The 12,577-nt window shown below is 68.1% G+C and carries 12 protein-coding genes and 1 pseudogene; 1 reads left to right on the forward strand and 12 read right to left on the reverse strand.

Annotated features, from left to right (window positions below; translation table 11 throughout):
- The 11 genes from ftsZ to OS124_RS0114650 all read right to left on the reverse strand — a co-directional run.
- Positions 1-1,365, reverse strand: a 1,365-nt coding sequence (gene ftsZ, locus OS124_RS24775; protein ID WP_010140485.1) for a cell division protein FtsZ, incomplete at its 3' end; no start/stop codon positions are given.
- A gap of 166 nt (positions 1,366-1,531) precedes the next feature.
- Positions 1,532-2,869, reverse strand: a complete 1,338-nt coding sequence (gene ftsA / locus OS124_RS0114605) for a cell division protein FtsA (protein ID WP_010140486.1) — start codon at positions 2,867-2,869, stop codon at positions 1,532-1,534.
- 61 nt (positions 2,870-2,930) lie between these two features.
- Entirely contained in the window at positions 2,931-3,827 is an 897-nt protein-coding gene (locus OS124_RS0114610; protein ID WP_010140487.1) for a cell division protein FtsQ/DivIB, read from the reverse strand.
- Positions 3,815-4,735, reverse strand: coding sequence for a D-alanine--D-alanine ligase (locus OS124_RS0114615; protein ID WP_029375459.1), 921 nt, complete (start codon positions 4,733-4,735; stop codon positions 3,815-3,817). The genes OS124_RS0114610 and OS124_RS0114615 overlap by 13 nt, the downstream gene beginning before the upstream one ends.
- Before the next feature lie 133 nt (positions 4,736-4,868).
- Positions 4,869-5,822 (reverse strand): UDP-N-acetylmuramate dehydrogenase, encoded by a 954-nt coding sequence (gene murB / locus OS124_RS0114620; RefSeq protein WP_010140489.1) that lies wholly within the window; start codon positions 5,820-5,822, stop codon positions 4,869-4,871.
- A gap of 111 nt (positions 5,823-5,933) precedes the next feature.
- Entirely contained in the window at positions 5,934-6,233 is a 300-nt protein-coding gene (locus OS124_RS0114625) for a hypothetical protein (protein WP_010140491.1), read from the reverse strand.
- A 15-nt stretch (positions 6,234-6,248) separates the two neighbouring features.
- Entirely contained in the window at positions 6,249-6,494 is a 246-nt protein-coding gene (locus tag OS124_RS0114630; protein WP_010140492.1) for a DUF2484 family protein, read from the reverse strand.
- 205 nt (positions 6,495-6,699) lie between these two features.
- Positions 6,700-8,097 carry a UDP-N-acetylmuramate--L-alanine ligase gene (murC, locus tag OS124_RS0114635; protein WP_010140493.1) on the reverse strand — a complete coding sequence of 466 codons (1,398 nt, stop codon included), beginning with the start codon at positions 8,095-8,097 and terminating at the stop codon, positions 6,700-6,702.
- Between the two features lie 4 nt (positions 8,098-8,101).
- Positions 8,102-9,214, reverse strand: a complete 1,113-nt coding sequence (gene murG / locus OS124_RS0114640) for an undecaprenyldiphospho-muramoylpentapeptide beta-N-acetylglucosaminyltransferase (RefSeq protein WP_010140494.1) — start codon at positions 9,212-9,214, stop codon at positions 8,102-8,104.
- An 8-nt stretch (positions 9,215-9,222) separates the two neighbouring features.
- Positions 9,223-10,389, reverse strand: coding sequence for a peptidoglycan glycosyltransferase FtsW (locus tag OS124_RS0114645; RefSeq protein ID WP_010140495.1), 1,167 nt, complete (start codon positions 10,387-10,389; stop codon positions 9,223-9,225).
- A gap of 325 nt (positions 10,390-10,714) precedes the next feature.
- Complete coding sequence (locus OS124_RS0114650) at positions 10,715-11,005, reverse strand: GNAT family N-acetyltransferase (protein WP_010140496.1); 291 nt, start codon at positions 11,003-11,005, stop codon at positions 10,715-10,717.
- 68 nt (positions 11,006-11,073) lie between these two features.
- Here OS124_RS0114650 and OS124_RS0114655 point away from each other — a divergent pair, with 68 nt between their 5' ends.
- Entirely contained in the window at positions 11,074-12,249 is a 1,176-nt protein-coding gene (locus OS124_RS0114655) for an NAD(P)/FAD-dependent oxidoreductase (protein ID WP_010140497.1), read from the forward strand.
- Positions 12,250-12,354: 105 nt separating this feature from the next.
- Here the strand turns inward: OS124_RS0114655 and OS124_RS0114660 are convergent.
- Positions 12,355-12,577, reverse strand: a pseudogene (locus OS124_RS0114660) (UDP-N-acetylmuramoyl-L-alanine--D-glutamate ligase); the annotation flags it as partial.

Raw genomic sequence — 12,577 nt, forward strand, 5'->3', positions numbered from 1 at the left:
CGGGCGGCGGCAGGTCGTCNCGGGCTTCGTACTGACGCTGCTCCGGACGGGCCGTGTAGGCCGGCTGCGCCCTGGGGGCTGCTGGTGATGCTGGGGCTGCTGCTGATAGCCCTGCGACGCGGCGGGGCGATGCTGAACCGGCTGCGGCGCGGGCTGCTGACGCTCGAGGTCGTCGAACAGGGTCGGCGCGTTGTCCAGATCCTCTTCCATCGGCGCATAGCCGTGCTGGCGCGCAGCGGACCGGTAGGCCGGCTGTGCGGCCGGTTGCGGCGCGGGCTGCGGTGCCGGCTGGGGTTGGTAGGCGGCCTCGGCGGGCGCTTCCTCTTCCATCCGCACGGCGGCCTTCAGCGGCTCGGCCATGCGGCGACGGGGCACCGGGATTTCCTGGTGGCTGTCGACGGCGTCGATACCGGTGGCGACCACCGAGACGCGCATCGCGCCTTCCATGCTCTCGTCCAGGGTCGAGCCGACGATGATGTTGGCGTCCGGGTCCACTTCCTCGCGGATGCGGTTCGCGGCTTCGTCCAGCTCGAACAGGGTCAGGTCGTGACCGCCGGTGATGTTGATCAGCACGCCGCGGGCGCCCTTCAGGCTGATCTCGTCCAGCAGCGGGTTGGCGATGGCCTTCTCGGCCGCCTGAAGCGCGCGGGTCTCGCCCTCGGCCTCGCCGGTGCCCATCATGGCCTTGCCCATCTCGTCCATAACGGCGCGGACGTCGGCGAAGTCGAGGTTGATCAGGCCCGGGCGGACCATCAGGTCGGTCACACCCTTGACGCCCTGGTAGAGCACGTCATCGGCCATCGAGAAGGCCTCGGTGAAGGTCGTCTTTTCGTTCGCCAGGCGGAACAGGTTCTGGTTCGGGATGATGATCAGCGTGTCCACGACCTTCTGGAGGGCGTCGACGCCCTCTTCGGCCTGGCGCATCCGCTTCACGCCTTCGAACTGGAAGGGCTTGGTCACCACGCCCACGGTCAGCACGCCCAGCTCACGCGCGGCCTGCGCGATGATCGGGGCTGCGCCGGTGCCGGTGCCACCGCCCATGCCGGCGGTGATGAAGCACATGTGTGCGCCGGCCAGGTAATCGACGATCTGCTCGATGCTCTCTTCGGCGGCGGCGGCACCCACGGAGGCTTTCGCCCCGGCGCCCAGACCTTCCGTCACCTTGACGCCGAGCTGCACACGGGCCTGCGCGCGGCTCTGCTGAAGCGCCTGGGCGTCGGTGTTCGCAACGACGAAATCGACCCCCTCAAGCTCCTTGTCGATCATGTTGTTGACGGCATTACCGCCGGCCCCGCCCACACCGAACACGGTGATGCGCGGCTTCAACTCTTCTCCCATGCCGGGAACGCTGAGGTTCAGTGTCATCGATTTTCCGCCTGCTTGGCCCCTTTGCGGGGTTTTTTCTGCCTATCACGTAAAACATTAACGCTTTCCCGGAGGCTCGTCACCCCAAAATAAGCGAAAAACACCAAATCTGGCGCGAATTCAGGGGCCGTTCGCGGTATCTCGCCGAAAGCACATGATGTTGCGTTTACCAGTTGTCACGGAACCAGCGCACGGCCCGCTTCAGAGAGCGCGCGGGGAACTGGTCCAGCGGCAGGTCGAAGTCCCACCACTCGTCCTGCGGATGCGCCGCAAAGAGGCACATGCCGACCGCCGAGGCAAAGCCCGGGCCCGTCGCCGCCTGGGGCAGCCCATGCACGCGCAGGGGCCGGCCAAGGCGCACCTGCTGGCCGAGGATCTTCGAGGCCAGCGCGCCCAGGCCGGGGATCTGGCTGGCGCCGCCGGTCAGCACGATCTGCTGGTTGGGCAGGTGATCGAAACCCGCCGCATCGAGGCACAGACGCACCTCTTCCAGGATCTCCTCGACCCGGGGGCGCATGATGCCGATCAACTCGGCGCGGGTGCAGGAGCGGCGGTCGTGTTCGTAATCGCCGGTCTCGCCGCCAATCTCGATCCGCTCACGGTCATCCATCCCGGTGGCATGAACACCGCCGTAGAAGGTCTTCAGCCGCTCGGCATTGGCGAAGGGGATCTGCAGCGCCATCGAGATGTCGCCGGTCACGTGGTCGCCGCCCATGCGGACCGCATCGGCGTAGATCATGTGCTTCTTCATGAAGATGGACAGCGAGGTCGTGCCGCCGCCCATGTCGATGCAGGCCGCGCCCAGCTCCTGCTCGTCCTCGACGAGGCTGGAGATGCCCGAGACGTAGGGAGACGAGGCGATGCCCGCCAGCTCGAGGTCGCAGCGCTTGACGCAATGGGCGAGGTTCTGCACCGCCGCCGCATCGACGGTCAGCATGTGCATGTCGGTGGCCAGCGTCCGGCCGATCTGGCCGCGCGGATCCGACAGGCCCGAGCGGTGATCCAGCGCGAAGTTCACCGGCTGGGCGTGCAGCACCTCGCGGCGCTCGCCGTAATCGGGAAGGTCGCAGGCCGCCAGCACGCGGCTGACATCCTGTTCGGTGACCAGGTCGCCCTCGACCTGCACCTCGCCGGCAAGGCCGTAGCTGCGCGGCCCGGCGCCCGAGAAGCAGGCGATCACATGGTCGACCCGCACCTTGGCCATCTTCTGCGCCGCCTGCAGGGCGGTACGTATGGCGCGCTCGGTTTCCGGCATGGCGTCGATCTCGCCGAAGCGCACCCCGCGGGACCGGGTGGTGGCGGCCCCGATGACCCGGAAGCCCGCCTGCCCCGCAAGAGAGCCGACACCATCGCCCGGCAACGCGCCGCGTCCGGCATTGTCGAAACGCAGGATCAGGCAGGCAATCTTCGAGGTGCCGACATCCAGCACCGCCACGACGCCCCGCTGCATCGCCGCCTTGCGCATGTTGCGCATCGCCCGCTGGGATTCGTAAAGCTCCATCATCATCTGCCGTCCGCTGCCTCTTCCTGTCGACCTTGTGGCCGGTTCTCGTTGATCTGCATCGTCAGTTTTTCCGCCCCGCCTCGATGACGAGGGATCGGATGCGCCGCCAGTCGGTCACCGCGCCCTCGGTCAGGCGCAGGGTCGGACGGTCGGCCAGCCGCATGTCCACCGCCAGCACGTCGCGGCCCAGAAGCTCCTGTGCCTCGTCCAGGGCCAGCACACGTTCCAGTGCCTGCACGGATTTCTCTTCCGGCAGCATGATCCGCTGGTCACGGTCCAGCACCAGGTCCCAGCGACGCTCGCCGATCCGCTCGAGGCCTCGCAGGCGGCTGGCGATCGGCTCGGCCGCGGCGATCAGGGCCAGCGCCTCGGGAATGGCGGCGGGCTGGCCCGCCCCCGCCAGCACCGGCAGGTCGGGCCGTTCGCTGCGGCTGCGGATTGCGCCGGTCACCGCGCCCGTGGGATCCACCAGGTCGTAGCCGTCAATGCCGCGCCAGATCGCCACCGGCACCCGCTCGACCACCGAGATCCGCAGCACCCCGCCATCGCGCAGCTGCAAGGCGGCCTCGGCCACCGAGGGCAGGCTTTCGACGGTTTCCTTCAGCCCGGCCAGGTCGATATGGAAGGACGAGCGCGGCAGGTCCAGCTCGGCGATCTCGCGGATATCCTCTTCGGTGCCGGGCGAGGCATTGGTGACCTCCATGGCGCGGACCATGAACTGATCCATGGTCTCGAAGTCGGCCTTCCAGCCGCGCACCATCGCCACCACGTTGTCGCGCCGCATCTCGTCGGCCATGTAGAGATGGACCGAGCCGAAGCAGACCACCGCCGGGACGACAATGCGCAGGGCCAGGCGATAGCCCGGCGTCAGCAGGAAACGCTGCAGCCGATAGGACCAGCGCGAGGGGGCCGGATCCGGTCGCGCCGCCTTGCGGCGCGTGGCTCTCAGCGCTCGCATGAGGCGTCCTCCACCATCCAGCGGCACAGCTTGCCGAAGCTCATCCCCATGGCCGCCGCCTGTTCGGGCACCAGAGAGGTCGGCGTCATGCCGGGCTGGGTGTTGGTCTCCAGCAGCACGAGGCCGTCAAGGCCGCGGCTGTCGTCCCAGCGGAAATCGGTGCGCGAGACACCGCGGCAGCCCAGCACCTGATGCGCGCTCAGCGCATGGGCCATGCAGGCGTCGGTGATCTCGGCGGGCAGCTCGGCCGGGCAGACGTGGCGCGATCCGCCCGGGGTGTACTTGGCGGCGTAGTCGTACCAGCCCTCGGTCACGATCTCGGTCACGCAGAGGGCGCGGTCGCCCAGCACCGAAACCGTCAGCTCGCGCCCCGGCACATAGGCTTCGACCATCAGCCTCGCGGGCATCTCGGGCGCCAGTTGCGGCGGGCGGTTGGCGCCCTCCTGCACGATGTAGATGCCGACGGAGGAGCCTTCGTTATAGGGTTTCACCACGTAGGGCGGGGCCATGACGTGATCGGCCTCGACCTCGGTCCGGTCGGCCAGCAGGCTGTCGACCACCGGCAGGCCGGCGGCGCGATAGGCGGCCTTGGTGCGCTCCTTGTCCATCGCCAGTGCGGAGGAGAGCACCCCGGAATGCGTATAGGGCAGGCGCAGCCATTCCAGCATCCCCTGCACGCAGCCGTCCTCGCCCCAGCGACCGTGGAGCGCGTTGAAGACGACGTCGGGAGAAATCTGCGCAAGACGCGCGGCAAGGTCGTCGCCCGCATCCACGGTCACGACCTCGAAACCTTCGTCCCGCAAAGCGGCGGCGCATTCACGCCCCGACGACAACGACACCTCGCGCTCAGCCGAGGGTCCGCCCATCAGGAGTGCCACTTTCGGGTTTGCCCTGCTCGACGAACCCATGTGCCTCAATGTCCCGGACCTTTGCGGCCCTTCTCGTTCCCCGGGGAAATCCCGGGCGCCTTGACCGATTTGCCCGGCCTTCGGCGAAACTGCCCGCCTTGCGGCGTGATTATCTGTGCTTTCCAGCGGATTTTCAGGTGCTCTCGCCCCCTTCGGGACCGGGGGCCGGTTCACCCACCCGCATGATTTCCCAATGTAACTCTATTCCCCGGCTTTTAAAAACCCTTTTTCGGACTTCCTCGCCCAGATCTTCCAGGTCGCGCGCCGTGGCCGCGCCGGTGTTGATCATGAAGTTCGAATGTTTCTCGCTCATCTGCGCGCCGCCGATGGAAAATCCGCGCAATCCCGCCTCGTCGATCAGCTTCCAGGCCTTGAGGTCGTGCACGTCATCGGCCCGCCCGGTCGAGGAGAAGCCGGCCGGATTGCGGAAGGTCGAGCCGGCCGAGCGGTCCTTCACCGGCTGGCTGGCGTCACGCTGGTCAAGCTGCGCCTGCATCCGCGCCACCAGCGCCTCGGGCGCGCCCTCCGGCGCTTCGAAGGTGGCGCCGGTCAGCACCCAACCCTCGGGCAGGGCGCTGTGGCGATAGGCGAACTCCAGCTCGGCAGGAGAGAGCGTGACCGCCCTGCCCTCGCGCGTCACCGCCCGGGCCTCGACCAGCACGTCGGCGACGTAGCTGCCGTAGCAGCCCGCGTTCATCCGCACCGCGCCGCCGACAGAGCCGGGGATGGTGCGCAGGAAGGTCAGGTCCAGCCCCGCATCCGCCGCCTTGCGCGCCACATGGCTGTCCGGGCAGGCCGCCCCGGCCGTCACCCGCGTGCCCTCGATTTCGACGCCGTTGAAGCCCCGGCCCAGCCGGATCACCACGCCGCGGATACCGCCGTCGCGCACGATCAGGTTCGAGCCGACACCCATCACGAAGACCGGCACATCGCTGTCCAGCTCGGCAAGGAAATGTTGCAGGTCCTCAAGATCGGCGGGCTGGAAGAGATACTCGGCCGGACCACCGACGCGCAGCCATGTCAGCCGCGACAGGTCGCGCCCCGGCGTCAGCGCGCCCCTGATCTCGATCTCCTGCGGTCGGGCCATGGGGACTCCTGCTGTCAGCTTGCCGAACATCTGCGGGGAAAGCCGGACCGGCCGACAGGGGCAGCGCCCCTCCCCGCCCCGCAGATAGCAACCGCAGACCGGGGCGACAAGTCAGCGGCGCCGGCACACCAGCGCCCGGACGCCGAGCCAGAGCAGGCAAAGGCCAAGCCCCGCCACGCCGAAGACCGACAGCGCCAGCGCGCTCATGTAGCCGAGGACCGGGCCCGGGTTCCGGTTCAGCCCTGGAACCTGATCAAAGGGACCGACGAGCCAAAATGCGCCCAGCATGAAGAGACCGAAGAGGGGAAGTCCGAGGGCGGGCACAATCTCGTCCTCGAGCAGCCAGCGGATGACCATGACCAATGTGACAAGCCCGACAAGCAGCGGCAGAAGCAAGAGCAGCAGGTCCATCGCGGGGCCCGGGCCCTAGCCGAGGCGCGAGCGCAGCCAGCGGGTCAGGTAGACAACGGGCCAGCGCAGGATCGACATGCCACCCAGAAGCACGATCAGCCCGGCCCAGGGGCCATGCTGCATGGTGACGAAGCCCAGGATGGGGATGCCGCAGGCGATCAGCACATAGGCGCGCGACCAGTGCTGATCGCGGGACGGGATCATCGCGAGGATGTTGGCCGCGACGCCCCAGAGGGCCGCAAGTAGGATGGATTCGCTCATCGTGCCGCCTCCTCTTCCGAGATCTTCCTGGTAAGCGGTTTGCTGCCGCCCGGACCCCGTCACTTTTTTATCATCTGTTGCCTGTTTGCAAGACATTACCCGCAAGAGCCTGCCCGAACAAGAAAGTTCTGGACAGTTCACGAAGGAATTATCAGCAGATTGCCGCCGTCGAACGGGCGCGACGACGCCCGCTCAGCGATGACGGCTACTTCGACAGGCGCTCGGGCAGGCGGTTCGCCCAGGTCGAGATGGTGCCGGCGCCGAGACAGACGACCATGTCGCCCGGCTGGGCCTGCTCACGCACCAGCCGTTCCAGGTCGTCTTCCGAGGTGATTGCGCGGGCATGGCGATGGCCATGGCGGATCATCCCGGCGACGAGATCGTCGCGGGTGGCGCCGGGGATCGGATCTTCGCCGGCGCCGTAGACCTCGGCGATGGCGACCACGTCGGCCTCGTTGAAGCAGGCGCAGAAATCCTCGAACAGCGTATGCAGCCGCGAGTAGCGGTGCGGCTGGTGCACCGCGATCACCCGGCCCTCGCTGGCCTGGCGCGCGGCCTTCAGCACGGCGGTGATCTCGACCGGATGGTGTCCGTAGTCGTCGATGATGGTGACGCCGTTGACCTCACCCACGCGGGTGAAACGCCGGTTCACGCCGCCGAAGGCGGCCAGGGCGGCGCGGATCTCGTCCGCCTTCATGCCGAGATGGCGCGCCACGGCGACGGCCGACAGCGCGTTGGAGACGTTGTGATCCCCAGGCATCGGCAGGGTGCAGCCCTCGATCACCATGTCCTCGCCCTGCAGCGCCACGTCGAAATGCGCCACGCCGGCCTTGTAGGTCAGGTTTATGGCGCGCACATCGGCCTGGGCGTTGAAACCATAGGTCACCACGCGGCGGTCACTGATCTTGCCGACGAGGCTCTGCACCTCGGGGTGGTCGGTGCAGCAGACCGCGATACCGTAGAACGGGATGTTCGAGACGAAATCCAGGAACCCCTTGCGCAGGGTGTCGAAGTCACCCCAGTGATCCATGTGCTCGGGGTCGATATTGGTGACGATGGCGATGGTGGCGGGAAGGCGGTTGAAGGTGCCGTCGCTTTCATCCGCCTCGACCACCATCCATTCGCCCAGACCAACGCGCGCGTTGCTGCCATAGGCATGGATGATGCCGCCGTTGATCACGGTGGGGTCGAACTTGCCCGCATCCAGCAGGGTGGCGACCATGGTGGTCGTCGTGGTCTTGCCATGGGTACCGGCGACGGCGATGTTGGACTTCAGCCGCATCAGCTCGGCCAGCATCTCGGCCCGGCGGACCACCGGCAGGCCCTTCAGGCGCGCCTCGTCCAGCTCGGGGTTGCCCGGCTTGATGGCGGAAGAGATCACCACCACCTCGGCGTTCTCCAGGTTCTCGGCCCGCTGGCCCTCGAAGATCAGCGCCCCCAGCTTTTCCAGCCGGTCGGTGATCTTCGAGCGTTTCAGATCGCTGCCCTGCACCACGTAGCCATGGTTCAGAAGGACCTCGGCAATGCCCGACATGCCGATCCCGCCAATGCCGACGAAATGGATGGGACCGACGTCCCCGGGCAGCTTGGTGGCAGCGTTCAATGTCTTACTCCTGCGGCTTGCGCGCTTGCGCGGCGAGTGCCTCGACCATGTCGGCGAGGGTGGTGGCGGCCTCGGGCTTGCCGAGCGAGAGCGCGGCGCGGGCCATCTGCTCGGCCCCTTCCGGGTGATCCAGCACCAGCTGGATGTTCTCGGCCAGGGCCTCGGGGGTGAACTTGCTTTCCGGCATCATGATCGCGGCGCCGGCCTCGACGAGACCACGGGCGTTTGCGGTCTGCTCGTCCCGGATGGCGATGGCCAGGGGCACCAGGATCGAAGGCCGCCCGATCACCGAGAGGTCGGCGATGGTCGAGGCCCCGGCACGGGTGATGACCAGCTGGGCTTCTGACATGCGGCGCGGCACATCCTGGAAGAAGGGCTCGACCTCGGCGTCGATGCCCTGCTCGGCATAGAACGAGGCGACGCGGTCGTGATCCTCGGGCCGGGCCTGCTGGGCGACGCGGATGCGCGAGCGGCCCGGTTCGGGCAGCAGCGCGATGGCCTGGGGCACGATATCCGACAGGATGCGGGCACCCTGGCTGCCGCCCATGACAAGCACCGACATCGGGTAGTCGCCCGGCGCGATATAGCCCGCGCCCGCGCGGTCGCGCACGGCGCCGCGCACCGGGTTGCCGACATAGGTGCCTTCGACGCCCTCGGGCAACTCGGTCGGCCAGGTGCCGCAGGCGATGGCATCGACGCGACTGGCGAAGGCCTGGTTGACCCGGCCCAGCACGCCGTTCTGCTCGTGGATCATGCGCGGCTTCTTCAGCAGGAAGGCCGCCGCCATGGCCGGGATCGCCGGGTAGCCGCCGAAGCCCACCACCGCCGCCGGTCGGTCGCGCCACATGCGGAAGGTCGCCCCCAGCACCCCGGCGGCGATCTTCAGCGGCACGACGGCACGGGCCAAAAGCCCGCCACGGGCAAAGGTGGCCGACGAGAGCTGCTCGATCTCGACCTCGCGGGGGAAGCCGCCGGCATAGCGCGCGCCGCGGGCATCGGTGGCCAGCTTCACGCGCCAGCCACGGGCAAGCATCTCCTCCGCCAGGGACTGGGCGGGGAACATGTGGCCACCGGTGCCTCCGGCAGCGATGACAAGAAGAGGAGCGTTCAGGTTCATCGGTCTTTCTAACGTCCGCGACTGGCCAGAAGATCCGCGATCTGGTTCTGGGGCCGGGTTCTGGTGAAGGCCAGCAGCATCCCCAGGGCCACGCCCCCCGCGATCAGCGAGGAGCCGCCGTAGGAGACGAAGGGCAGCGTCATGCCCTTGGCCGGCAGCAGGCGCACGGCGACGCCCATGTTGATCATCGCCTGCACGCCGAACATGGCCGCAAGGCCGGTGCCGGCGAGGCGGATGAAGGGATCGCGCTCGCGCATCAGCCGGGTGAAGCTGCGCAGCACCACGGTGGCATAGAGCGCGATGATGATCGCCACCAGAACGAGGCCGTATTCCTCGGCGGCGACGGCAATGATGAAGTCGGTATGGGCATCGGGCAGTGACATCTTCACCCGCCCCTCGCCGACGCCGACGCCGAAGAAGCCGCCCTCGCGGATCGCATTGGCGGCGAAGCCCAGCTGAGTCGTCGGATCGACGTCCTGCGCCAGGAAACCGTCGATGCGGCGGGCGAAGTGGGCCGAATGCTCGTAGGCGATGGTACCGGTCAGCACCACCAGCGCAGCAACCGAGATCAGGATCAGCATCGGCGCCCCGGCGACGAAATAGACCACCGCCCAGCCGAAGAGCACCAGGCTGGCCTGGCCGAAATCGGGCTGCAGGATCAGCATGATGACGATCGTGCACATGATGATGAAGGAATAGAGCTTGCCCGGCGGGCCGTTGATCTCCTGCGCGGCGGCCATCATCCAGGCGGCGACAACCACGAAGCAGGGCTTGATGAACTCCGAGGGCTGGAGGCTGCCGAAGCCCAGCGAGTACCAGCGCACGGCGCCCTTGCCGAAGTCGGTGCCGAAGACCGGCAGCGCCGCCAGGGCCACGAAGGCCAGGGCAAAGCCGATGGTCGCCATGCGGCGCACCATCTCGGGGCGCATCATCGAGGCGCAGACCATGGTGATCAGCGCCGCACCGCCGAAGGTGGCCTGTTTCCAGACGTAGTGGAAGGGGGCCTCGCCATTGCGCTCGGCCAGCGGCGGCGACGCCGCGAAGCCCAGCAGGATGCCGATGCAGAAGAGCCCAAGGATGCAGGCGAGTGTCAACTTGTCGACGGTTCGCCACCACTTGGGGATTACCGGTTCGCCATCCCTTATCGGGATGGCGCCATATACCATCTCGGTCATGCTGTCCGCTCGATGCCCGGGTTTCCCGGTGCGCTGTTGCCTCAATGGGTTCCTTTTGTGGAACCTCTGGCCGAAAGTCTAACCTCTTTCCCGTGATGTGACCAGCAGGAATGCTGAGGTTTCGCGCGCCCCCTCAACCTGAGCGTGTCCCCCGGCCCGAGGCGAGCGCCGCGAGGGCCCAGAGGCCGGGATCGCCCCCTGCGGGCATAGTCTCGGCAGGCTGAAAGCAGGCGGTACGGCCCTGTCTCTCAGGTTGCCAAAAGTCGGCCGGGGGTCCGGGGGCTGCCCCGGCCTCTCCGCATGAGCTGCCCTCGCAGAGCTGGGCTCAGCGGTTCAGCACGTCGTGCCAGTCGGAATGCCGGCGGAACTGCGCCGCTGCGAAGGGGCAGAGCGGCACGATCTTCCTGCCCTCGGCCCGCGCATCCGCGACCGCGCGGGTGACCAGCGCCACGCCGACACCGCGGCCCCGGAAGGCATCGGGCACCCCGGTGTGGTCGATGATGATCAGGCTCTCTCCGGCCCGCGAATAGGTCATCTCGGCCTCGTCCGCGCCATCGCGGTAGATGTACCGCCCGCCCGTCTCGCCCTCGTCACGGGTGATCTCAAGCTCGCTCATCCTCGGCTCCCTCCATGTTGGCCTTCCTCCGACTTGCGCCCTGCCCCGCTTTCGCGCAAGGGGAGGAGATGGAATTCGACACGATCATCCTCGGAGCGGGCGCCGCCGGCCTGATGTGCGCCGCCCATTGCGGCGGCCGCGTGCTGCTGGTGGATCACGCTAGGCGGGCCGGCGAGAAAATCCGCATCTCGGGCGGCGGGCGCTGCAACTTCACCAATACCGGCACCGGGCCGGGCAACTTCCTGTCGCAGAACCCGCATTTCGCCAAGTCGGCGCTGGCGCGCTACACACCATGGGATTTCGTCTCGCTGGTCAGCGACCATGGCATCGCCTGGCACGAGAAGACCCTGGGCCAGCTGTTCTGCGATGACAGCGCGAAGCAGATCGTGGCCATGCTGACCGGGCTCTGCGAGGGCGCCGGGGTGGACCTGGCGCTGGAAACCTCGGTCGAGGCGGTGCGGCACGGCGCGCAGGGCTATGCCGTCACCCTCTCCGGGCGCGGCACCCAGCGGCAGGTCTCGGCAAGGCGGCTGGTGGTGGCGACGGGGGGCAAGTCGATCCCCAAGATGGGCGCGACCGGGCTGGCCTATGACATCGCGCGCCAGTTCGGGCTGAAGGTGACGGAGACGCGGCCCGGTCTCGTGCCCTTCACCTTCACCGAGGGTCGCTTCGCGGCGCTGTCGGGTCTGTCCCTGCCCGCCCGCGTCACCGCCGCGCGCAGCTTCGACGAGGCGCTGCTGTTCACCCACCGGGGGCTGTCCGGGCCCGCGGTACTGCAGGCCTCGTCCTACTGGCGCGAGGGTGAAGAGGTGGCGGTCAGCCTCGCGCCCGGCGCCGATCCCTTTGCGACGCTGCGTCGGCTGCGCGCCGAGGCCGGGCGGCGCAGCCTTCTGCGCAGCCTCGACGCGCTGATGCCAGCACGGCTGGCGGATTTCCTCGGGGTTGAGTGGGGGCTTTCGGGCAACCTGGCCGACCAGTCCGACAAGGCGCTCGGCGCGCTGGCAGAGCGGCTGACCGACTGGCGCCTGCTGCCCTCGGGCAGCGAGGGCTATCGCACGGCGGAAGTCACGCTTGGCGGGGTGGACACCGATGGGCTCGACAGCCGGACGATGGAGGCCAGGACCCGGCAGGGTCTCTATTTCATCGGCGAATGCGTCGATGTGACAGGCTGGTTGGGGGGGTACAACTTCCAGTGGGCCTGGGCGAGCGCCATGGCCTGTGCAGGCGCGCTGCGCGAGGGCTGAGTCACCCCCAGATGGCCCCGGGCGGCCAGAGGTGGGTTGCCACCCACCCTATGCCCGGACCAGACCCCTGCAAGCTGCGTAGGGTGGGAGATATCCCACCCCTGCTCAGCCCCGCGCCAGCACCGCCTCGACCTGCGCCACGAAATCCTCGCCGCGCTTCTCGAAGCTGTCGTACTGGTCGAAACTGGCCGCCGCCGGAGCAAGCAGCACGGTATCGCCGGGCTCTGCCTCGGCCACGGCCCGGGCCACCGCCGTCGCCATGTCGGTGCAGACCTCGGCCTCGACGCCGGTCAGTTGCATGGCGAAATCCTCGGCCTCGCGACCGATC

The organism is Oceanicola sp. S124, from assembly GCF_000220565.1.
GTDB lineage: Bacteria > Pseudomonadota > Alphaproteobacteria > Rhodobacterales > Rhodobacteraceae > Pseudooceanicola.